This is a genomic window from Actinomyces succiniciruminis (genome assembly GCF_900002405.1).
GTDB classification, from domain to species: Bacteria; Actinomycetota; Actinomycetes; order Actinomycetales; family Actinomycetaceae; genus Actinomyces; species Actinomyces succiniciruminis.
This window is the reverse complement of record NZ_LK995461.1, coordinates 29,996-51,228: the sequence shown is the minus strand read 5'-3', so window position 1 is coordinate 51,228 and position 21,233 is coordinate 29,996. Positions and strand designations below refer to the sequence as shown.

Here is a 21,233-nt window from a genome sequence, read left to right as displayed (position 1 = left end):
GACGGGGAGGGAACGCCGCACGCGCCGTGACTCGGGCCCGGTCCCGCGCCGCCGGGCTACGCCGCCCCGTCAGAACAGCCGGGAGGAGGGATCGTCCAGGCCGCGCATGGCGTCGTAGTCCAGCACCACGCAGCGGATACCGCGGTCCTCGGCCAGCACGCGCGCCTGCGGCTTGATCTGCTGGGCGGCGAACACCCCGCGCACCGGGGTCAGCAACGGGTCGCGGTCGAGCATGTCCAGGTAGCGGGTCAGCTGCTCGACGCCGTCAATGCCGCCCACGCGCTTGACCTCCACGGCGACGGCGGCGCCGGCCCCGTCACGCACGAGCAGGTCGACCGGGCCGATGGGGGTGGGGTACTCGCGGCGCACCAGGCGGAAGCCGGGGCCGAGCAACTCCACCTGCTCTGCGAGCAGCTCCTGCAGGTGGGCCTCGACCCCGTCCTTGGTCAGCCCGGGGTCGACGCCGAGCTCCACACTGGTATCTGAGACGATCTCGAACAGGCGGATGACCAGGCGGTCGTCGGTCTTGGCGGCGGTCACCTCCCAGCGAGCGGTGACGCCGGCCTCGGCGTCCTCCTCGTCCGGGGCGACCTCCGCCAGGCGGGCGGGCGGGCTCATCCAGTTCAGTGGCTTGTAGGAGCCGCCGTCGGAGTGGACCAGTACCGAGCCGTCGGCCTTGACCATGATCAGGCGGGTGGCCCGGGGCAGGTGGGCGTCCAGACGGCCGGAGTAGTCCACGGAGCAGGAAGCGATGACGACGCGCACCCCGGCAGCCTACCCGCTTCCCCCTCACCGAGGTCGGTTGAAGTTACGCGCCGAGATCGGTTGTACTTACGCGCCGAGATCGGTTGAAGTTACGCGCCGAGATCGGTTGAAGTTACGCGCCGAGATCGGTTGTACTTACGCGCCGAGGTCGGTTGAAGTTACGTGCCGAGGTCGGTTGATATGACACGGCGCATCCGGCTCAGTTCGCCCCGCCCGCGGACAGCGGCCCGTAGTACCAGGAGGCGGTGACGCCGCCGTCGGCCAGCACGTCCGTGCCGTTGATGTAGCCGGCCTCCGGCCCCATGAGGAAAGCGGCCAGCGCGGCGATCTCATCGGGCGTGCCGGCGCGCCCGGCCGGGGAGAGCTCGAGCTGCTTGCGGTAGCCGGCGCCGCGCGGCCCCTCGAGCTCGTCGCGCGCCAGCGGCGTGATGACGATGCCGGGACTGATCGCATTGATACGCGCGCCGCGCTCCCCCCAGGTGACGGCGTTCGCCCGCACGCGCAGGCCGTTGGCCCGCTTGGACATCTGGTAGGCGTGCAGCGTGGAGGTGATGGCGCCGTCGGCGAGCAGCGGCAGGTCGAGCAGCTTGTCGACGGGGGTGGTCGCCAGCAGGGCGTCCTGCTCACGGGTGAGCGCGGGCATGCGGTAGCCGGACTGGCTGGAGATGACGACGCCGGAGCCGCCCGGGGCGATCACCTTGCCGAACTCCTCCAGGGCGACGGCGAAGCCGTACAGGTCTACCCGCAGGATGGTGGGGATGTCGGCCTGCGACGGCGAGACTCCTCCGGCGAGGATCACGCGGCTGACCGATCCGAGCGTGGCGGCGTGCTCCGCCAGGGCCCGGATGGAGGCGGGGTCGGCCAGGTTCGTCGTCGTTGCCTCGGCGCTGTAACCGGCGTCGAGGAGTTGCTCGCGGACCTTCTGCGCGTTCTCGAGCCGCAGGTCGGCGACGACGATGTGACCGCCGTTCGTGACGCGCCGGGCGATGGCGGTGCCGATGGCTCCGGCGCCGAGCAGGACAGTAACGGGACGTTTTGTGCTCATGAAAGCGATTGTCCGCCTCGGCGCGCCCTCGAGGCAGGCCGTGTCACAGGGGGTCCGAGGGACCCTCCCTATCCTCGTGCGCGGACCGTCCGCTCTGGCGCCGCTGCGCCGTACGTCATCTCTTCCAGATTGGCTACAGCCTGATCGACCACTTCGAGTACCTCGGGCAGCAGTCGTTCACACTGTGATATGGTTGGCGCAGTGTCGGGCTCCAGCAGTTGACGGATTGTGCGGGCCAACACGGCGGCCGGGTCGATCACCGCAGAGTCCGCGCGCTCCGTCACCTTGCCTACGACGAAACCGGTCATCACGGCGTTGAAGACGTAGGCCTGTTCGTGCGCATCAGTATCACTGCGCACAAGTCCCTCCCGGCGCATCAGAGGCAGCACACGCACACACAGTTCCATCGGCATGGATCGTTCCAGGAGCTCTCGAGAACCCCGGTGCGCGGCGAGGACTCGACGCAGGTATAAGTCGGAGGCAATGAGTTCAACCACTTCATGGCGCCAAGAGTCCAGCAGCAGCACCGCCAGACGGGACAGGCGCAACCGCTCGGGATCGTGCACCACCTCGGCGCGCACGGATCGGATCCACACCACCAGCTCGTGGGCGAGCAGCGCCAGCAGCAACTTCTCCTTGCTGGGCCAGTACAGGTAGGCCGTCCCCTTGCCGACGCCGGCCGCTCGGGCGATCTCGGCGACGGTGGTCTTCTGGGGGCCGTGCTGATCGACGAGTTCCGCGGCGGCCGTGAGGATCCGCTCGGGGAGGGCAGAAGCGGCGGTCGGCACCCCGACGTCGGATGCGTGCCGGGTATTGCGCATGGGGCGATCATATTGCCGCTGGATGCCTCGACTGTCCGGCCCCCAGGACCGGTTCGGTGAAGTTGAGCCTTCGGGCGCCCGGCGCCGCCCAGCGAGCCCACTTCGCCGTCAACCAAGGTTGCCGTTGGGTCCCTCCGCCGGTGCGGGTTAAGGGATTGATGGTTCGGCCATCGCCGACATCCGGGTGACGACGCCGGCCGAACCGTCCACCTCGATCAGTTCGCCGTCGCTAATCCGCGCGGTGGCGCCGTTGACTCCGAGCACGGCGGGTATGCCGTACTCCCGGGCGATGATCGCAGCGTGCGACAGAGGCCCTCCCGCGTCCGCGACGACGCCGGCGGCCAGCGAGAACAGCGGTGTCCACGACGGGTCGGTGAATGGGCACACCAGTACCTCCCCGGCGTTCAAGCGCCCGAAGTCCCGCGGCTCGATGATCACCCGCGCGCGCCCGCGTACCCTGCCCGCCGCGGACGGAAACCCGCGCAGCGCCAATCGGTCTGCAGGTCGAGAGCCGACCGACTCAACCGCGTCTGTTGCGCCGCAACTGCGCAGCCAGGCCTCCCGGGCCCGCGCACGGGCGTTCTTGCGTCGATTGACCAGGTTTGTCAGCCCCACCTCCGTGGGATGAGCCAACGCCCGACGCATCTCGCCGTCGTAGAGCAGGACCACATCCTCCGCCTCTTCCAGCACACCGCCGGCCACCAGCCTGCCGGCGATCTCATCCATGACCCGGCGGGCCTGGAAGAAGAACTCCTCGATCAGGTAGAGGGTGCCCTCCCGTCCGACGTGCAGGGCGCGCTGCCGCGCCACGGATCGGTGCCAGCAGCCACGCAGCGGCGCAGGCAACCGGGCCGTCACGTCCTGCATCACGGCGGGCCGGGACGGAGGCTCAATCTCCGTCCGCTCGCGGGCCGAGGCGTTCATTCCGCGCAGTTGCACCGCGATGAGCCCGATCAGGTCCTCGGGACGCTCACGCCATGATCTGGCGGAGAACGCGAGATAGGGCGAGCCGGCTCGCGCACCGTAGTCATCGAGGAACTGGTGCAGTTCGGCGAGAAGTTTGCGTCCCGCAGGCGTGGCGTCGAGCCCGTTCAGGAAAGGTCGCGGCCCGTCCTGAAGCAGCCTCCGCTCCAGTCCGAGTGAACGCATCCGCTCGGCGAGGCGGGAGATTCCCGCGTTAGCCGCAGCGGTTGCATAGGACAGATCCCCGTAGAGGTCCTCCTCCTGCACACCGTCTCCCAGGCCCGCCATCGCCGCCAGCCGCATGGTGACCGCCCGGTTCACGGCGAGAGGCACGAGATAGTTGCGGTAGCGGTCGTGCAGGACGTGGGCGGCGGCGTCGACCGCTTGATCCAGAAGTCGCAGGAGCGTTGCCGAATCGGCTTCGGCGCGTCGATCGATGCACCGGGTGAGACGACTAAGGCGTCTGCGGACGGCGGCCTCCTCTTGGCGCCAACGCATGGGATCGTGGCGCAGGCTGCGCCCCACGACGGCGGGCAGGCGCGTGAGCCCCCACAGACTCTGCGGCGGCAGGGACGCATGCAGGCGTATGACGCCGTCGGCGTCGCCTTTAAGCAGTGCCTCCGGGGCGGGAGGATTGAAGCCGGCGCGGGACAGCAGCGCCGCTACGGCCTCGACGAGCCTGTGCGCGGCGCGCAAGTCGAGGGGGTAGGGGCAGGGCAGGTGCTCAGCCACGTCCGCCCGGATCAACTCCTCCGCTCGGGCGCGCATGGATTGCGGTCCGGCAGGCGGTGCGGCGGAGCCGGCCCGGCCGGCGAAGGCGGTGACCGGCCTGGCCTGGAGGAGCGCGACCTCGCCGTCGCACAGCGCCCACTCGACGTCCTGCGCGCACCCGTAGTACTCCTCCAGGCGCATACCGATATCGAGCAGGCGGAGCAGTTGATCGTCGTCGAGGCACAGTCGGTTGCGCTCCGCCGGAGGGACCTGAGTGGTGACAACGCCCTGCGGGCCCTGGTCCATCCGAGTCTCCTTGGACCCCATGGTTCGGCTGAGGATTCGCGGCGGGCTGGCACTCAGCCTGAAGACATCGGGCACCGCGTGACCGGAGACCACGCTCTCCCCGAGCCCATACGAGGCGCTCACCACCGCCGCATCCGCTGCCCCGGAGACCGGGTCGCGGGTGAATAGCACGCCGGAGACTGCGGGATCCACCATCCTTTGGACGACGACGGCAATGGGCGCCGCCTCCGTGATCTCCCGGCGGCGGCGGTACTCGGCGGCCCGCTCGTTGAAGGCGGATGCCCAGCAGGTGCGTACGGCATCGAGCAGTGCGGCCGCGCCCGACACGCCCAGGACAGTGTCGTGCTGCCCGGCCAGGCTGGTTTCGCGGCCGTCCTCATCGGCGCCCGAGGAGCGCACCGCGACTGCGGGCCGTCCCAGACGGCCATAGGCGTCAAGCAGGGCGGACTCAAACCCGGGAGGAAGTGGCAGCGGGTGCATGCCATTCGTCTGCCCATCAACTGCACTCGACCGGCTGGCGGCTAGGAATGCCTCGGTGGTGACGCAGAAGCCGTCGGGGACGGGCAGACCGAGCCGCCGACACTGCGCCAGGGACGCGCCCTTGCCGCCCGTCAGCGAGCGATTAGAGGCTTCGGCGTCGTCGAGCCAGAGAATCATGGCGCCTCCATTCAGCGGTCGGGGCGCGGGGTACACCACAACCAATTCTGACCGGCTGACCAAACCGCGTCAATCGGTCAGTCAAAAGGGCGGTGCCATACCCGTTCACGAACCGTACTGGTGGCCCCACCAACCGCATGAACCGACTTCGGCACGTAACTTCAACCGATCTCGGTACGTAACTTCAACCGATCTCGGCGAAGGTGGGGGAGCTAGAAGAGGGTGGGCTGGGAGGGGGCCGCCGATTCGATCCAGGCAACCAGCGCGGAGTGGGAGTCCTCCACCATGGCCAGCTCGAAGCGCTCGCCGCGGTAGCGGCAGGGCACGTCCACGACGTGCCCGCCCTCACCGCGGTGGTGCACCGGGCCCAGCTCGAGGTCTTCGCGCAGCAGCCGCTGACGCGGCCGCAGCGATAACGACACCAGCCGATGCCACTCCAGGTCGTCGTCGCCGAAGATGGCGATACCGCTGATCCAGTGCCGCCCGCCGGTGGGACGCAGTGCGCACTCGAAGGCGCCGACGCGCCCCGCCAGATGACGCAGCCGCGTGAGGAACAGGCCGGCGAGGATGATCACCACCAGCGCTATCGCACCGACAATCCCCCACACCGGCATGCTCATGATCAGTCCCGTATACCCACGCCGGGGATGACAATGGTCTCGGCGATCACGTCCGTGACCTGGGCGCTGGACTTGGTGGCCTCCGCCCCGGCCACGTCGGCCGCCACGGTGACCACATCGCCGTCGACCGAACAGAAGCCGCCGGCCACCGGCACCGCGACCGGCTCGCCGTCGACCGGCGTGATGCGCACGTTGCCGCGTCCGAGCACCGCCAGGATCGGCTGGCGCCCGGGCAGTACGCCGAGCTCGCCGTCGGGCAGCGGGACCGAGACCCGAGTGGCTGCGCCGACCCAGGCCTCGCCCCCGAACCGGGAGACCACCTCCACACTCAGGCTGTGCTCGCCGGGCATATCAGGCGTCCGCCATTTCGGCCGCGCGGCGCTCGAGGTCGTCGATGCCGCCAATGTTGAAGAAGGCCTGTTCGGGCAGGTGGTCGTACTCGCCCTCGGTGATGCGGCGGAAGGCCTCGATGGTCTCCGCCAGCGGCACCGTGGAACCGGGCACACCCGTGAACTTCTCCGCCATGTAGGTGTTCTGGGACAGGAACTGCTCGATGCGCCGGGCCCGGCCCACCGTCACCCGGTCCTCCTCGCTGAGCTCGTCCACACCAAGGATGGCGATGATGTCCTGCAGCTCCCGGTTCTTCTGCAGAATCGACTTCACGCGGGTGGCGACGTCGTAGTGCTCCTGCCCCACGTACTGGGGGGCGAGCAGCCGGGAGGTGGAGGCCAGCGGGTCCACCGCCGGGTAGATGCCGCGGGAGGCGATGTCGCGCGACAGCTCCGTGGTGGCGTCCAGGTGGGCGAAGGTGGTGGCCGGGGCGGGGTCGGTGTAGTCGTCGGCGGGCACGTAGATCGCCTGCAGGGAGGTGATGGAGTGGCCGCCGGCGGAGGTGATGCGCTCCTGCAGCTGTCCCATCTCATCGGCCAGGTTCGGCTGGTAGCCCACGGCCGACGGCATGCGGCCCAGCAGGGTGGAGACCTCGGAGCCGGCCTGGGTGAAGCGGAAGATGTTGTCGATGAACAGCAGCACGTCCTGGTGCTGCACGTCGCGGAAGTACTCCGCCATGGTCAGCGCGCTCAGGGCCACGCGCAGACGCGTGCCCGGCGGCTCGTCCATCTGTCCGAACACCAGCGCGGTCTTGTCGAACACGCCGGCCTCGTCCATCTCCCCGATCAGGTCGTTGCCCTCACGGGTGCGCTCGCCGACACCGGCGAACACGGACACGCCACCGTGGTTCTGGGCGACGCGCTGAATCATCTCCTGGATCAGGACCGTCTTGCCGACGCCGGCGCCGCCGAACAGGCCGATCTTGCCGCCCTGCACGTAGGGGGTCAGCAGGTCGATGACCTTGATGCCGGTCTCGAACATCTGCTCCTTGGCCTCGAGCTGCTCGAAGGCCGGCGGCTGGCGGTGGATGGGCCAGCGCTCCTTGATCTCCAGGTGCTCACCCGGTTCAAGGTTGAGCACCTCGCCGGTGACGTTGAAGACGTGCCCGAGGGTGACGTCCCCTACGGGCACGGAGATGGGGGCGCCGGTGTCGCGCACCTCGGTGCCGCGCACCAGGCCGTCGGTGGGCTTGAGCGAGACGGTGCGCACGATGTTGTCGCCCAGGTGCTGGGCCACCTCGAGGGTGATCTCGTGGGTCTCGTCGCCCTCACCGGTGGAGTTCACGGTCACCTTCAGGGCGTTGTACATCGCGGGGATCGCGTCCGGCGGGAACTCGACGTCGACGACGGCGCCGATGATCCGGGTGACGTGCCCGATGGCGGGGATGGTCCCTTGGGGGGTCGTGTCGGTCATGATGCGTTCTTCCGTGTCCGTTCTGCCAGAAGCTACTGGGGTTGGTTGACTGTGATCGAGTGGGGCGGCCGTTATTGCGAGCCGAGGGCGTCGGCGCCCGAGACGATCTCGGTGATCTCCTGGGTGATGTCGCCCTGGCGGGCGGCATTGGCCAGGCGGGTGTAGGTCGCGATGAGGTCCTCGGCGTTCGAGGTGGCCGTGTGCATGGCCTGCTGCCGGCTGGCCAGCTCGGAGGCGGCCGCCTGCAGCAGGGCGTTGCGGATGCGGCTGCGCACATAGCGGGTGAGCAGGGCGTCCAGCACGGCGTCGGCGCTGGGCGAGAACTCATACAGGGGCTGGGCGCCGGTCCGCTCGGCCCGCACCCGCTCGACGTCGGCGGCCAGGTCCTCGCGGCTGAGTTCGCCGGGCCCGTCGACGTCGACGACGGTCAGCGGCAGCATGCGGCGCACCTCGGGCACCTGGGAGACCATCGACACGAAGCGGGTGAAGACGATGTGCACCTCGGCCACGCCCCCGGCCTCCACGCTGGACAGGAAGTAGTCCAGCATGACGGTGGCCACCTCCTCGATGGAGGTGTCGCTGGGGCGGTCGGACTCGCCGGTCCAGGAGAACTCCACGGGCCGCCCGCGGAAGGCGAAGTAGGCGCTCGCGCGGCGCCCGTAGGTGAACAGGACGGGCTCCTTGCCGTCCTCCATCAGCTGCTCGATCAGCCGCTCGGTCTCACGCAGGATGGTGGCGGAGTAGGCGCCGGCCATGCCGCGGTCGGAGGTGAGCACCAGGACGGCCACCCGATTGGTGTCCTCCCGCTCCCGGGTCAGCGGGTGGTCCAAGACGGCGTGGGTGCCGACGGCGGCAACCGCCTGACTCAGGGCGTGGTCGTAGGGGCCGGCCTCCTGGGCGTTGTGGCGTGCGGAACCGATCCGGGAGGAGGCGATCAGCTCCATGGCCCGGAAGACCTTCTGCAGCGTCTCGGTGGACCGGATGCGCTGCTTGTAGATGCGCTGGTTCCCTGCCACGGCGGTCAGCTCCTCTTGACCACGATCTGCTCGGCGGTGTGCTCCGCGGGCACCTCTTCCTCGGGCGCCTCGACCTCGCCGGACAGCATGCGCCCGCCGGACAGGTAGGTGGTGCGGAAGGACTCCACGGCCTGGCGCAACGCCGCCTCGGTGTCGTCGTCGAGCTGGCCGGTGTCCCGGATGGTGTCCAGGATGGAGGTGTTGCGGCGCAGGTAGTCCAGCAGCGCGCGCTCGAAGGGCAGCACGTCGGCGACGGGGAGGTCGTCGAGGTAACCGTTGGTGCCCGCCCACACGCTGGCGACCTGCTCCTGCACCGGGTAGGGGGTGAACTGGGGCTGCTTGAGCAGCTCCATGAGCCGCTCGCCGCGGGTCAGCTGCTGACGAGTGGCCGAGTCCAGGTCGGAGGCGAACATGGCGAAGGCCTGCATGGAGCGGTACTGGGCCAGCGTGATCTTGAGCGTGCCGGCGACCTTCTTCATCGCCTTGATCTGCGCGTCACCACCGACGCGGGACACCGAGATGCCCACGTCGACGGCGGGGCGCTGGTCGGCGTTGAACAGGTCGGACTGCAGGAAGATCTGCCCGTCGGTGATGGAGATGACGTTGGTGGGGATGTAGGCGGAGACGTCGTTGGCCTTCGTCTCGATGATCGGCAGGCCGGTCATGGAGCCGCCCCCCAGCTCGTCGGACAGCTTGGCGCAGCGCTCCAGCAGCCGGGAGTGGAGGTAGAAGACGTCACCGGGGTAGGCCTCGCGGCCCGGCGGACGGCGCAGCAGCAGCGATACGGCGCGGTAGGCCTCCGCCTGCTTGGACAGGTCGTCGAAGACGATCAGCACGTGCTTGCCGCCGTACATCCAGTGCTGTCCGATCGCCGAGCCGGTGTAGGGCGACAGGTACTTGAATCCGGCCGGGTCGGAGGCCGGGGAGGCGACGATGGTGGTGTACTCCAGGGCGCCGCGCTCCTCCAGGGTGGCGCGCACCGAGGCGATGGTGGAGCCCTTCTGGCCGGTGGCCACGTAGATGCAGCGCACCTGCTGGTTCGGGTCGCCGGTCTCCCAGGCGGCCTTCTGGTTCAGGATCGTGTCCAGGGCGATGGCGGTCTTGCCCGTCTTGCGGTCGCCGATGATCAGCTGCCGCTGTCCGCGACCGATCGGAATCATGGAGTCGATGGCCTTCAGGCCGGTCTGCAGCGGCTCGTGCACGGACTTGCGGGCCATCACGCCGGGGGCCTGCAACTCCAGGGCGCGGCGTCCCTCGGCGGCGATCTCACCGAGCCCGTCGATGGGCCGGCCCAGCGGATCGACGACGCGCCCGAGGAAGCCGTCCCCCACCGGTACCGAGAGCACCTCACCGGTGCGGTGCACGACCTGTCCCTCGTCGATGTCGGAGTAGTCGCCCAGGATCACCACGCCGATCTGGCGCTCGTCCAGGTTCATGGCCAGTCCGGCGGTGCCGTCCTCGAAGGTGAGCAGCTCGTTGGCCATGGCCCCGGGCAGGCCCTCCACGTGGGCGATGCCGTCGGCGGCGAAGACCACGTGCCCGATCTCGTCGGCGGCGACTTCCGCCGGCCGGTAGGAATCGACGAACTCGTCCAGGGCGGAGCGAACGTCCTCCGCGGCGATGGTCATATCAGCCATCTGTCGTCTCCTTCGCTGTGGCTGGCTGCGTTATCGCAGCGGTTCGTTTGGCTTGTATGTGGCGTCGGCGCCGGGAGGCGGTCATCCGGTCAGTGCGGTGCGCAGCCCGGCGAGCGAGTGGCGCACGGTGGAGTCCATGACGAGGTCGCGCACCATGACCCGCACGCCGCCGATGACCTCCGGATCGACCTGCAGGTTGAGTTCGACGTCGTATCCCAGCCGCCGGGCCAGGATGTCGCGCAGCCGGGTCTGCTGCCGGGTGGTCAGCGGCACGGCCGTGACGACGTCGGCGATCACCCGGTTCTGCATGGCGGCGGCCAGCTCGGTGACGCGGCGCAGGTTGTAGGGCACCCCGCCGACGGCGACCTCCGGCTGGTGTCGCACGCACCAGACCACCAGGGTCATGGCGGGGTGGGAGATGCGAGAGGCGAACAGCCGCTGGGCCAGGCGCACACGAGCCTCGGTACTGGTGCGGCGGGCCGGCTCGAGCGCCTGCCGGATCTCCCGGTTGGCGGCGACCTGGCGGGAGACGGCGAAGACCTCCTGCTCGACGTCGTCGAGGGTGCCACCCGCCCGGGCGCCGGCCAGAATCGACTGGATGCCCAGGTCGTGCAGCGCACTGATCAGGTCGACGGGCCGGGACCAGCGGCCCCGCGCCATGCCCTGCAGCAGTTCCACCACGCGCGCGTCCACACGTCCTGTGAACAGGCGGGCGGCCAGCGCGGCCTTGTGCTCCGGCTCGCGATTGGGGTCCGTCAGGGGGCCGCGCAGCGGGTTGGAGGCGATCGCGTGGGCCATGGTGAGGATCTGTTCGCCGAGTTCCTGCCCCTGCGCACCGGCGGCGGCCAGGACCGGCGCCCAGGCCTCCTCGGCTTGGGCGCGGGTGGTGGCGGTTCCGGCTTTCACCGGACCGACCCCGCTCTGGCGGACCAGGCCGGGCTCACCGGCGCGTTCTCGAGTTCGTCAAGGAAGCGGTCGATGACGCGACCGGACAGCTCCGTGTCTGACAGGTGCTCACCGACGAGCTTCTCCGCCAGGTCCGTGGCCAGCAGGCCGACGTCGGAGCGCAGCGAGATCTGGGCGGCCTGCTTGTCCGCCTGGATCTGCCGCTCGGCGGCCTCCATGGCGCGGCCGGCCTCGCCGGCGGCCTCGGCACGGGCGTCGGCAATGATCTTGTCCGCCTCCGCCTGAGCGTTCTCGCGGATCTTGGCGGCCTCCAGGCGGGCGTCCTCCACAAGCCGGGCCGCACGGGCCTCGGCCCCGGACTGCTCCTCCTTGGCCTTCTCCGTCAGGGCCAGTCCCTCCTCGATCTTCGCGGTGCGCTCGTCGAGCACCGCGTTGAATCGCGGCAGGGCGTACTTGATCAGGACGACGGCGATGATCAGGAAGCAGATCGTGCCCCAAACCAGGTCTGCCAGGTGCGGCACGAATAGGAAGATCCCTTCCGGGGTCCCGGCCGCCGGCAGCACGACGGTACCGACAGACATGCTGGTCACTCCGTAACGATCACTAGAAGATGAAGCCGGCGACGAAGCCGAGCAGGCCGAGGGCCTCGATCAGGGCGGCACCGATGAACATGTTGGTGCGCAGCACGCCGGCGACCTCGGGCTGCCGGGCGGTGGACTCCTGGGTCTTGGCCACGACCATGCCGATGCCGAGGGCGGGACCGACGGTCGCCAGGGCGTAGCCGATCGTCGCGATAGAACCGGTGATTCCCATGGGGTTTCTCCTCAGTGTTGGTAGGTGGGTGGGTTGTTCGGGGGTGGGTCAGTGCAGGTGCACCGACGATTCGATGTAGACGGCGGACAGCAGGGCGAAGATGTAGGCCTGCAGCGCGGCGATGAACGTCTCGAACAGGATGAAGACGATACCCGCCGCCAGAGTGACCACGCCAACGGCCTTCAGCTGCGCCGACGCGTACACGAAAAGTGCGTTGGTGGCCAGGAACCACAGCGACAGCAGCAGGTGCCCGGAGATCATGTTCGCCATGAGTCGGACGGTCAGCGTGAACGGGCGCATCACGAAGGTGGACAGGAACTCGACCGGGACGATCAGGGGATACAGGAAGCCGGGCACGCCCGCCGGCACCAGCGAGCGCAGGGTGAACTTCCCGACCCCGTTCGTGCGCACACCCGCGTAAATGAAGGCGATGTAGGAGACGATGGCGAAGACCAGCGGCATGCCCACCACGCCGGTGGAGGCGATCTGCAGGCCGGGGATCACGCCCGAGAGGTTCAGGAAGAACACGCCCAGGAAGATCGTGGTGATGATCGGGGTGTAGCGCTTGCCGTATTTCTCGCCGAGGATCTCCACCGCAATGTTCTTGCGGACGAACTCCAGCAGCATCTCCAGCACGTTCTGCATCCGCCCGGGCACCACCTTGGCGCGGGACGCGCCAATGCCGAACAGGGCCACCAGCACCAGCGTCATGATGATGCGCACCAGCATGACCCGGTTGAGCTCGAAGGGCGTGCCCAGGAAGGCGAAGGCCTCGGGATAGAAGTCGTCGATCGAGGGGGGCTCGAAGCCGCCCTCGTCCGCTGCCGGGACGATCGCGGCCAGACCGGATGCGAGGATCGCGCTCGTTGTCACCGGACCTCCTCAGGAACGATTGCGGACTGCGGGATGTTACCGCGGCGCACCGCAGCGGCAGCGCCCGATGGCATCTGCCACCGCATCCAGCGCCGACACCTGGCGGTCATGGTACTCCCCTCATGGGGCAGTGACCCTACCCCGCTTCGGCGCCGATCGCACGCCCGTACCGCCGAATTCCGTTGCATGGCGGTCGAGGAGCACGCCTCCCGGATGCAGGTGACGGTGCCGGGCACGCTTCGGCACGCCGACGCGCCTGAGTCTCTAAGTCTCATCATCCGAGTCGTTGCCTGCCTCGGGACGCCCGGAGGGCGCATGGCTGCCGGAGCCGAGCGAGACGACCTCGACGGCGGTCACCCCCAGCAGCACCGCGGCGAAGGCGCAGAAGAACCAGCCCGGCGCCAGCGCATCGCGGTGCGCTCCGAGCAACAGCACCACGCCGATCACCACGAGGATCTTAGCGGCGAAGGAGACCATTACCCCGGCGGAGGCCAACATGGGGAAGCGGTCCCAGGGGATGAGCAGGGCGATTACGGTGACGGCGGTCAGCAGAACCCCGGTCAGGGCACCCCACGCCGCCCCGACCCAGGCACCGCCACCAGCCAGGGCGCCGGCAATCAACGCGACTGCGGCAATCACACCGCCCACCCAGGCGACGCGCACCGCGGTGCGGCGGAACAGCGACTGCTGCGACATCCGTTGCGAAGTGGACTGCATCTGGCTCGGCCCCCGCCTCCGCTTCAACGTCGCTCCCCCCTGCCGCGTCGGGGGCGGGCGTGGCGGGCGCCCAGGTGACGCGTCCAGGCGATGCGGACGCCGGGCATCAGGTCCGCCGTCACCACCAGGGCGAGGGCCACACCGACGGCGGCGCCCGCCAGGACCCAGCGCAGGGGGAAGAAGGCCATGGCCGCCACGGAGTACGCGGCGACGGCGGCCCACACGTACATCACCAGCACGGCGCGGCGGTGGGAGTGGCCGGCGGCGAGCAGACGATGGTGCATGTGCATGCGGTCGGGGTGGAAGGGGCTGTGGCCGGCGCGGGTGCGGCGCACGATCGCCATGATCATGTCCATCAGCGGCAGCAGCAGCACCGCCAGGGGGATGAGCACCGGCAGGAACACGGGCACCGCCGTCGGGCCCCCGAGCGTGCCCGGGTCAATCTGCCCAGTGATGATGATGGTGCCGGCGGCACTGATCAGCCCCAGCTGCATGGAGCCGGAGTCGCCCATGAAGATGGTGGCGGGATGAAAGTTGTGGGGCAGGAATCCCAGGCAGATGCCGATCAGGGCCGCCATCACGGTGGCCGCCAGGGAGGTGTAGGACTCCGGGGAGGTGTGGCGGGTCAGCACGTAGACGTACAGGAAGAAGGCGGAGGCGCCGATGCCGATGATGCCGGCGGCCAGCCCGTCCAGGCCGTCGACGAAGTTGACGGCGTTGATGACCGCCAGGACCACGATGATGGTCGAGAACAGGGACAGCCGCGAGGAGCCGATGGTCAGCCCGCCGACGGGGAAGGTGATCAGCTGCACGCCCTGCCACGCCATGACGCCGGCGGCCAGCACCTGCCCCACGAGCTTCGTCATCCAGTCCAGCTCCCACAGGTCGTCGATAACCCCGAGGACGCACACCAGGCCGGCCCCCAGCACCACCGCCCAGGCCGAGGAGTCGATGACGCGGGACAGGTAGGGCACCTGGGAGGCGACCACCATCGCGGTGGCGAAGCCGGCGAACATGGCCACACCCCCCAGCCGCGGGATCGGCTTGGAGTGCACATCCCGCGCCCGTACCGGGGTGAGGGCACCACTGACCAGGGCGAGGTGACGCACGATCGGCACGGCCACATAGGTGACGGCCGCCGCGACCAGCAGCACGAGCAGATAGACCCTCATGCGCCCACGCCCTCCAATTGCGCGCGGGTGATGACACCCTCCCGCAGCACCGCGGGGGCCTGCGCGGCCGTCCCGGCCAGGGAGACGATGGTGGAGGGTACCGAGCCTGGGGTGGGGCCGCCGTCGAGCAGGAGTATGTCCGCGGTTGCGGGCCCGCCTGCGGCAGCGTCCCCGGCGTCGACGACGCGCCCCGGGAAGGCGGCGCGCACTCCGGCGGCGTCGGTGGCCGGGGGCCGTCCCGTGGCATTAGCGCTGGTGACGGCCATGGGGCCGGTGGCGTGCAGCAGGGCCAGGGCCAGAGGGTGGTCGGGCATGCGCACGGCGATCGTGCCGCCGGTCTCCCCAAGGTCCCAGCCGAGGCTCGGCGCGGCGTCGAGTACGAGGGTGAGCGCTCCGGGCCAGAAGGTCTCCATGAGGGCACGGGCCCCCTCCGGGACGTGGGCGACGACGCCGTCGAGCTGGGACACGCCGGCGATCAGCACGGGCGGCGGCATGCTGCGGCCACGGCCCTTGGCGGCCAGCAGGCGGGAGACGGCGTCCGCGTCGTCGGCGCGCACGCCCAGGCCGTAGACGGTGTCGGTGGGCAGTGCCAGTAGTCCGCCGGCGGCGACGTGTGCGGCGGCCCTGGCGATCTGCTCGGGCATCGAGTCCGAAGGGGCCTGCTGGGTCACGGCCGTCATCTTCGCACGATTCACCCCGTCACGCGCGCACGCACCGTAATGCGTGTGGACGTTGCGTCCAAGCGGTCACCCACCCAAGCATCTCGGTAACGTTCAGCGCTTGGCCGAGTGCCTGTCCGCGGTCAACGCCGCATACCAGATCAGGGCAATGCCGAGAATCGACTGGAGCACGAATACTACGCACGGGAACATGAACGGAACGATTTCAGGCAATAACGCCTGAATCAGGAACAGCACCGCGCAGTCGAAGAATATGAAGCCCATCAGCAGGGTGGCGTTCGCGGAGGCAGACTGGATCTGATACCAGTCCTCCTCGGAGCGGTAGGCGCGAGGGATGCGCACGCCCGCGAAGGAGTTCGGTTTGAGGGTGCCTCGTTTCATCTTGGCGCCGATGATGGTGATCAAGAGTCCGCCTATGGCGCATGCAACCGCCAACAGCACGCTTGCCAGGAAATCCGCCATGTCCTCACCTCTTCCGCTCAGGGCACGGCATTGCGGTACGGACCACAGTTTACCGTCCGCCGGGTCGCCTACACGATGCGGCGGGCGGCGGCCCAGCGGGTTAGCTCATTGCGGTTGGACAGCTGCAGCTTGCGCAATACGGCGGACACGTGGGTCTCCACCGTCTTGACGGAGATGAACAGCTCTGCGGCGCACTCCTTGTAGGTGTAGCCGCGGGCGATCAGGCGCATGACCTCGCGCTCGCGGGCGGAGAGCCGATCCAGTTCGGAGTCGGCCACCGCGACCTCCCCCGCCCCGGCCCCGAAGGCGTCCAGCACGAAGCCGGCGAGCCGCGGGGAGAAGGCGGCGTCCCCCGCGGCGACGCGCCGCACCGCCTGCGCCAGGTCGGTTGAGGAGATGGCCTTGGTGACGTAGCCGCGAGCGCCGGCACGGATCACGCCCACGACGTCCTCGGAGGCGTCGGATACCGACAGGGCCAGGAAGCGGGTGGCGGGCACGTCCCGGCAGGCGGTGACGACCTCGGCCCCTCCCCCGCCGTTGCCGCCGGGCAGGTGCACGTCCAGCAGGACCACGTCGGGGGTCAGGGCGTGAACGGCGGCGATGGCGCCCTCGACGTCGTCGGCCTCGGCGATCACCTCCAGGTCCGGGGCGTCGGCGGCGAGCTCGGCGCGCACGCCGGCGCGCACCAGGGCATGGTCGTCGACGACGAGGATACGCAGCGGGGGCTGTTCGGGCTGATCGGAGGCGGGCGGCTGGGTCACGGGGAACTCCTGGTTCTGGATGGGAGTGGGCGGCTGCGTTCTGGACGAGGGCGGGCGACGACGTGGGCCGTCAGTGCGGGGAGGCCGGCCCGGCCGAGGCTCCGGACGCGGGCGACGGCGAGGCGGGCGTGGCCGGGCCGACCGGTGTGGCCAGGGACAGGTGTACCTCGGTGCCGCTCTCGCGGCAGCGCACGGTGGCGTGGCCGCCATGGCGTTCCATGCGCCCGATGATCGACTCCTTCACGCCGTGACGGTCGGGGGCGACCTCCGCCAGGTCGAAGCCGGCACCACGGTCGCGGACGAACACGTCCAGGTGGTCGGCGGCGATCTCGGCGTAGGCGCTCACCGGCGGGGCGCCGTGACGCACGGCGTTGGACAGCGCCTCCCGGGCGGCGGCGACCACGACCTCCGTTGCCGCGTCCGGGGGCCGGTCCCCCACGGTCACGAGCTCAACCTCGACGCCGTGGCGATCCTCGATCTCGGCCGCCAGCTCGCGCAGGACGTCGGCGGTGGAGGTGGCGGCCTCGGGGCGGTCGGTGTACAGCCAGGCGCGCAGTTCGCGCTCCTGGGAGCGGGCCAGACGCGCCACCGTCTCGGGATCGTCGGCGCACTTGCGGATCAGGGTGAGGGTTTGCAGCACGGAGTCGTGCAGGTGGGCGGCGATGTCGGCGCGCTCGGCCTCACGGGCCTCGGCGGCACGGGTGTCCGACAGGGCGCGGTTGGTGCGCAGCCACAGGGGCGCCAGAACCAGGCCGATGCCCGCCACCAGGGCGCCGCCGGTCAGGGCGCCTTTGACCAGCTCACGCGGCGGGACGTCGTCGCCGATCAGCAGCAGGACGCCGGCCGCCGCCAGCAGTACGCCCCCGGCCAGACGCACGATGGTGCCGGAGTCCCGTTCCGGGCCGGTGACGGCGTCGGCCTGGGACCAGGCCAGGGCGGCGCCGGAGGCGATCAGAATCAGCGGTAGCAGCAGGCCGGCGCCACCGGTGAACACGCCCTCCCGCCAGGCGGCAATCATGGCGGCGGCCAGCAGTAGGGAGCCGCCGCCGACCAGGCCGCGCAGCCTGGGCGTCAGCAGCGGGCGGTCGGCGGTGCGGCCCGTCAACCGGGCGGCCAGTCGGGCTCGCGCGGGAGGCAGCGGTGCCGGGCGAAGGGGGTTGCCGGTGGGCACGAAGGCCCACAGCAGCAGGTACAGCAGGACGCCGGCGCCGCTCATGGTCGCCGCCAGCACCATGGCCAGCCGCACGACGCCGACCGGCAGCCCCAGGTGAACGGCCATCCCCGCGCATACGCCGGCGACGACCCGCGACGGGCACGGCGCTGCGGCCCGGTAGGGCGGGCGCAGCAGCGGGGGATGACCGGGCGACGGCGTCCCCGTGCCGGCGCCCACCGGAGCAGCGGTCGGCGTCGGCCGCTGCTGCGAGGGCGCGGACGCAGACCGGTCCCCGAATGCGGAGGGCGCGCCGGAGGCGGTCTGGGTCATGCCCCCATGTTGGCACGCCGAACCGTCCTCCAGGCAGCTCCGTTAACGGAATTCAGGGACCTCGGGGGCCGGAATCGGGGGCGACTCAGGGGAGCCCCCCATCGCGTCGGAGCCGCCGGGGCGCCGAGGATGGGGCCATGAGTGAAGTGCCCCCTCCCGAGCCGTCCGCCGAGCAGCCGCAAGACCGGGCGCCCAGCCCCGGTGCCGGACAACCCGAGCCCTCCGGTGGGCCGGTGCCTCCGCCGGGTGCCGTACCCACGGGCGACATGCCGCCGGGCGCTGTGCCACCTGGGACTGTGCCGCCGCAGGGAGCCTTCCCGCCCGACGCCGGCGCGCCCGTGTCCCCGCACCGGCCGGCATCGGCGGGGTTCTTCGAGTCTCTGCGCCGCACCGGCCTGGTGCGCACCAATGAGCGCTGGATCGGTGGCGTCGCCGGCGGGGTCGCCCGCCGCCTCGGCCTGGATCCCACCCTGGTGCGTTGCATCTGGCTGGTGTTGACCATCTTCAGCGGCATCGGGCTGGTGCTGTACGGCCTGGGCTGGGCGCTCATGCCCGAGGAGTCCGACGGCCGCATCCACCTGGAGCAGGCTGTCGGCGGCGACTTCGACGCCGGACTCGCCGGAGCGCTGGCCACCTTCATCGCCGGCTGGGTGCTGCTCGACCACGGCCTGGTCCCCTCCTGGTACATCACCGGCCTGGCCGAATCGGACCTGTACAACGGGTTCTGGCCCGTGGTGTGGACCTGCCTGGTGGTGGGGCTGGTGTATTGGGCCTACCGCGTCTTCCAGCGACGACAGCACCAAAAGCCGCCGACTCCGGGCGCCCCGGGCTCACCGACGCCGGGCGCCGGCATGCCCTACGCCGCTCCACCGGCAGCGGGGCCGCAGGTGAGGACGCCGCCCCCAGCGCCACACGCCACCCCCTACGCCGCTGCCGCGCAGGCAGCCGGTGGGAAAGACGGCGCCGTGCGCGCAGACGCGGGGCACAACGCACCCGCGGGCATGCCCGGCCCGACGGCGTCGGGTCCCACTCGCCCCATGCCCGCACAGGCCGGTGCCGGCCACGCCGCGACCAGGCCGACGGCCGCGCCCGGCGCACCGGCGTCGGCGGCACCCCGGCCGGCCTACGTCGCTCCCCGTCCCGTCCGGCCGGTGCGGCCCCGTCGTCCCGGGCCGGGTCGACGCCTGGGGCTGGCGATTATGGGCATTGCCTGCTGCTGCATCGCCGTGATCGTGATGATCTGTTCGACCGGCGGCATGGGGCCGCTGGCGGCGGGCTTCGCCATGGTCGGCACCGTCACCGCGCTGCTGGGAGCGGGCGTCATCATCAGTGCCCTGCGTGGGCGCCGCGGCGGCTGGATGACCGCCACGGGCTGGCTCGCCGTGATGGTGGCCGTGCCCGTGCTGGCGATCGGCACCAGCATGCCAGAGGGCGCCCTGAGCGCACGCAGCACCACCCACGGTGGCACCACCAACACCGTCACGTTGACCTGGGCCGACCTGGAGCCGCAGCTGACCGCTGGCGACGGCAACGCGACCGTGGTGCTGGGCGATTACGCCGCCGGGCGAGTCGTCCTCGACCTGACCGACATGCCCGCCGACGCGGAGCCGCACACGCGGGCGTCGCTCAGCATCGGCGCCGGCGCCGTCACGATCCGCACGGTCACGGGGCAGAGCCTCGTAGTGGACTCCACAGTGGGGCTCGGCACCACGTACGCCGACACGACAAGCGACTGGCTGGTAGACGGCGAAGCCATCAGCAATTACGGCGGCTGGCAGCAGAACCGCTACACGGCCGATGGCGCCCCTGTGACCTATTACCACTCCGAGCGCTGGCATCCCAGTGAACAGGTCTCGCTCGAATCTCCAGCCGCGCAGGAGGCCAACACCGTCATTACCTTGGGCATCGAAGTAGGCGTCGGAACCGTGAACATCGATGAGCGACCCGACCAGGTGACCTGGTACGGCGTCCAGGACGACACGGCGTGGATCGTGGAGTTCTGGGTCGATGAGCACGGCAAGTCGCACGAGTCCCTCCCCGTCACCGACATGACGCACGCGGCGATTGACACTGACACCGCCACGACGTGCGCCGAGGCCGTCACCATCGCCCTGGATGATGCCTCCGACGAGGTCTCCGATTCAGAAGATACGGACGAGGCGGATACCAATGACTGGGAGGACCAGGAGTCGTGGTACGGCGACTGGTATGACGTCTCCAACTTGACGGGTGCAGGCCGCGAGGCCTGGGACAACTGCGTGAGTGAGGCCCTGGAGGCCGGGGCCGCCGCCGACGGGCAGGCCGAGGCGTCAGCCCCGGCCTCGGCGCAGCCTTCCGATGAGCCGTCGGCCGGGCCCTCGACCTCGTCGTCGGCCGCGGAGCCCACGCCTACCCCGACTCACTGACCTGCGGCCGGATGTTTAAGGAGAAGACCATGAACGAGAACACGAGTGAGATCACCACAGACCCGGATGACCGGCCCGCGGAGGTCGCGGACACCACCGACGCTGGGCGTAACGAGTCCGGCGTCGCCCCGGACGCGAGCCCGGAGGAGTCGACCCGCAAGCTGGACGCCACCACCCCCGACGAGCCCCCTACCGCCCCGCTGCCCCTGACGGCGCCGGACTCGCCCGACCCGGCGACCACCTGGCAGCTGCCGGCCGGTAAACCGCCCGAGTCCCCCGCCGCGCGGCCGCCTCACGACCTGCCGCCGCTCACCCCGGAGCGCGATGTCTGGAGCGCGCCGCGCAAGGGCACGCCCAACCAGGGCGCCGACGCGCAGCAGAAGAACGGCGCGAACACCGCCTCGGCCCCGGCCGCCCCGCGGGGCGTGCGGGCCAGCACCCTGGTGTGGGGACTGATTCTGCTGGTGCTGGGCGGGCTGTTGCTCGCCGTCGCCGTGGGCGTGGAAGTCGATCCGGTCACCGCGCTGATTGTGCTGCTGGCAGGAATCGGCGTCGCGCTGCTCATCATCGCGCTGCTGCCACACCGCAAGGCGGACGGACAGCAGTAACGGTCAGTC

The 21,233-nt window shown here is 70.3% G+C and carries 21 protein-coding genes; 2 read left to right on the top strand and 19 right to left on the bottom strand.

The genetic code is table 11. The features are described 5' to 3' along the window. Positions 1-69: 69 nt before the first annotated feature. From nucS to BN1056_RS00405, 19 genes are all read right to left on the bottom strand, one after another. Positions 70-765, bottom strand: a complete 696-nt coding sequence (nucS, locus tag BN1056_RS00495; RefSeq protein ID WP_073328730.1) for an endonuclease NucS — start codon at positions 763-765, stop codon at positions 70-72. 199 nt (positions 766-964) lie between these two features. Beyond that, complete coding sequence (locus BN1056_RS00490; RefSeq protein ID WP_210578222.1) at positions 965-1,810, bottom strand: SDR family oxidoreductase; 846 nt, start codon at positions 1,808-1,810, stop codon at positions 965-967. 68 nt (positions 1,811-1,878) lie between these two features. Continuing rightward, positions 1,879-2,631: a TetR/AcrR family transcriptional regulator gene (locus BN1056_RS00485; RefSeq protein WP_210578220.1), complete on the bottom strand. Its 753-nt coding sequence runs from the start codon at positions 2,629-2,631 to the stop codon at positions 1,879-1,881. A gap of 147 nt (positions 2,632-2,778) precedes the next feature. Further along, the gene (locus BN1056_RS00480; RefSeq protein WP_210578219.1) at positions 2,779-5,268 is read right to left on the bottom strand and encodes a PEP/pyruvate-binding domain-containing protein; all 2,490 of its coding nucleotides are present in this window, start codon (positions 5,266-5,268) and stop codon (positions 2,779-2,781) included. Positions 5,269-5,480: 212 nt separating this feature from the next. After that, on the bottom strand, positions 5,481-5,888 hold the full coding sequence (locus BN1056_RS00475; RefSeq protein ID WP_170866463.1) for a DUF2550 domain-containing protein: 408 nt from the start codon (positions 5,886-5,888) through the stop codon (positions 5,481-5,483). A 2-nt stretch (positions 5,889-5,890) separates the two neighbouring features. Next, a complete protein-coding gene (locus tag BN1056_RS00470) occupies positions 5,891-6,238 on the bottom strand; it encodes a F0F1 ATP synthase subunit delta/epsilon (RefSeq protein WP_210578218.1) in 348 nt (115 codons plus the stop codon). A gap of 1 nt (position 6,239) precedes the next feature. Then, on the bottom strand, positions 6,240-7,691 hold the full coding sequence (gene atpD / locus BN1056_RS00465; protein ID WP_073328715.1) for a F0F1 ATP synthase subunit beta: 1,452 nt from the start codon (positions 7,689-7,691) through the stop codon (positions 6,240-6,242). A 71-nt stretch (positions 7,692-7,762) separates the two neighbouring features. Beyond that, positions 7,763-8,707: a F0F1 ATP synthase subunit gamma gene (locus BN1056_RS00460; protein ID WP_210578217.1), complete on the bottom strand. Its 945-nt coding sequence runs from the start codon at positions 8,705-8,707 to the stop codon at positions 7,763-7,765. A 5-nt stretch (positions 8,708-8,712) separates the two neighbouring features. Then, complete coding sequence (gene atpA / locus BN1056_RS00455; RefSeq protein WP_073328710.1) at positions 8,713-10,344, bottom strand: F0F1 ATP synthase subunit alpha; 1,632 nt, start codon at positions 10,342-10,344, stop codon at positions 8,713-8,715. Between the two features lie 81 nt (positions 10,345-10,425). Beyond that, on the bottom strand, positions 10,426-11,250 hold the full coding sequence (locus tag BN1056_RS00450) for a F0F1 ATP synthase subunit delta (RefSeq protein WP_210578216.1): 825 nt from the start codon (positions 11,248-11,250) through the stop codon (positions 10,426-10,428). Beyond that, the gene (locus BN1056_RS00445; protein WP_210578215.1) at positions 11,247-11,831 is read right to left on the bottom strand and encodes a F0F1 ATP synthase subunit B; all 585 of its coding nucleotides are present in this window, start codon (positions 11,829-11,831) and stop codon (positions 11,247-11,249) included. Before BN1056_RS00445 ends, BN1056_RS00450 begins: the two co-directional genes overlap by 4 nt. A gap of 22 nt (positions 11,832-11,853) precedes the next feature. Continuing rightward, positions 11,854-12,057 (bottom strand): ATP synthase F0 subunit C, encoded by a 204-nt coding sequence (gene atpE, locus BN1056_RS00440; RefSeq protein WP_273041780.1) that lies wholly within the window; start codon positions 12,055-12,057, stop codon positions 11,854-11,856. Between the two features lie 54 nt (positions 12,058-12,111). Next, complete coding sequence (gene atpB, locus BN1056_RS00435; RefSeq protein ID WP_210578212.1) at positions 12,112-12,936, bottom strand: F0F1 ATP synthase subunit A; 825 nt, start codon at positions 12,934-12,936, stop codon at positions 12,112-12,114. A 264-nt stretch (positions 12,937-13,200) separates the two neighbouring features. Then, a complete protein-coding gene (locus tag BN1056_RS00430) occupies positions 13,201-13,632 on the bottom strand; it encodes a hypothetical protein (RefSeq protein WP_210578210.1) in 432 nt (143 codons plus the stop codon). A 44-nt stretch (positions 13,633-13,676) separates the two neighbouring features. Further along, a complete protein-coding gene (locus tag BN1056_RS00425) occupies positions 13,677-14,825 on the bottom strand; it encodes an MraY family glycosyltransferase (RefSeq protein WP_210578208.1) in 1,149 nt (382 codons plus the stop codon). Beyond that, entirely contained in the window at positions 14,822-15,505 is a 684-nt protein-coding gene (locus tag BN1056_RS00420) for an L-threonylcarbamoyladenylate synthase (RefSeq protein ID WP_210578206.1), read from the bottom strand. Before BN1056_RS00420 ends, BN1056_RS00425 begins: the two co-directional genes overlap by 4 nt. 93 nt (positions 15,506-15,598) lie before the next feature. Further along, complete coding sequence (locus BN1056_RS00415) at positions 15,599-15,967, bottom strand: SdpI family protein (RefSeq protein ID WP_210578203.1); 369 nt, start codon at positions 15,965-15,967, stop codon at positions 15,599-15,601. A gap of 68 nt (positions 15,968-16,035) precedes the next feature. Then, entirely contained in the window at positions 16,036-16,728 is a 693-nt protein-coding gene (locus tag BN1056_RS00410) for a LuxR C-terminal-related transcriptional regulator (RefSeq protein WP_108968136.1), read from the bottom strand. A gap of 70 nt (positions 16,729-16,798) precedes the next feature. After that, positions 16,799-18,211, bottom strand: a complete 1,413-nt coding sequence (locus BN1056_RS00405) for an ATP-binding protein (protein WP_210578201.1) — start codon at positions 18,209-18,211, stop codon at positions 16,799-16,801. A gap of 137 nt (positions 18,212-18,348) precedes the next feature. Here BN1056_RS00405 and BN1056_RS00400 point away from each other — a divergent pair, with 137 nt between their 5' ends. Then, positions 18,349-20,616 (top strand): PspC domain-containing protein, encoded by a 2,268-nt coding sequence (locus BN1056_RS00400; protein WP_210578199.1) that lies wholly within the window; start codon positions 18,349-18,351, stop codon positions 20,614-20,616. Between the two features lie 29 nt (positions 20,617-20,645). Further along, complete coding sequence (locus BN1056_RS00395; RefSeq protein WP_210578197.1) at positions 20,646-21,224, top strand: prolipoprotein diacylglyceryl transferase; 579 nt, start codon at positions 20,646-20,648, stop codon at positions 21,222-21,224. Positions 21,225-21,233 lie beyond the last annotated feature (9 nt).

Bases quoted from the DNA above. Each gene is read 5' to 3' on its own strand.
- BN1056_RS00490 (WP_210578222.1), bottom strand. From the start codon at position 1,810: ATGAGCACAAAACGTCCCGTTACTGTCCTGCTCGGCGCCGGAGCCATC.
- BN1056_RS00485 (WP_210578220.1), bottom strand. From the start codon at position 2,631: ATGCGCAATACCCGGCACGCATCCGACGTCGGGGTGCCGACCGCCGCT.
- BN1056_RS00480 (WP_210578219.1), bottom strand. From the start codon at position 5,268: ATGATTCTCTGGCTCGACGACGCCGAAGCCTCTAATCGCTCGCTGACG.
- BN1056_RS00475 (WP_170866463.1), bottom strand. From the start codon at position 5,888: ATGAGCATGCCGGTGTGGGGGATTGTCGGTGCGATAGCGCTGGTGGTG.
- BN1056_RS00470 (WP_210578218.1), bottom strand. From the start codon at position 6,238: ATGCCCGGCGAGCACAGCCTGAGTGTGGAGGTGGTCTCCCGGTTCGGG.
- atpD (WP_073328715.1), bottom strand. From the start codon at position 7,691: ATGACCGACACGACCCCCCAAGGGACCATCCCCGCCATCGGGCACGTC.
- atpA (WP_073328710.1), bottom strand. From the start codon at position 10,344: ATGGCTGATATGACCATCGCCGCGGAGGACGTTCGCTCCGCCCTGGAC.
- BN1056_RS00445 (WP_210578215.1), bottom strand. From the start codon at position 11,831: ATGTCTGTCGGTACCGTCGTGCTGCCGGCGGCCGGGACCCCGGAAGGG.
- BN1056_RS00430 (WP_210578210.1), bottom strand. From the start codon at position 13,632: ATGTCGCAGCAGTCGCTGTTCCGCCGCACCGCGGTGCGCGTCGCCTGG.
- BN1056_RS00425 (WP_210578208.1), bottom strand. From the start codon at position 14,825: ATGAGGGTCTATCTGCTCGTGCTGCTGGTCGCGGCGGCCGTCACCTAT.
- BN1056_RS00420 (WP_210578206.1), bottom strand. From the start codon at position 15,505: ATGACGGCCGTGACCCAGCAGGCCCCTTCGGACTCGATGCCCGAGCAG.
- BN1056_RS00415 (WP_210578203.1), bottom strand. From the start codon at position 15,967: ATGGCGGATTTCCTGGCAAGCGTGCTGTTGGCGGTTGCATGCGCCATA.
- BN1056_RS00405 (WP_210578201.1), bottom strand. From the start codon at position 18,211: ATGACCCAGACCGCCTCCGGCGCGCCCTCCGCATTCGGGGACCGGTCT.
- BN1056_RS00400 (WP_210578199.1), top strand. From the start codon at position 18,349: ATGAGTGAAGTGCCCCCTCCCGAGCCGTCCGCCGAGCAGCCGCAAGAC.
- BN1056_RS00395 (WP_210578197.1), top strand. From the start codon at position 20,646: ATGAACGAGAACACGAGTGAGATCACCACAGACCCGGATGACCGGCCC.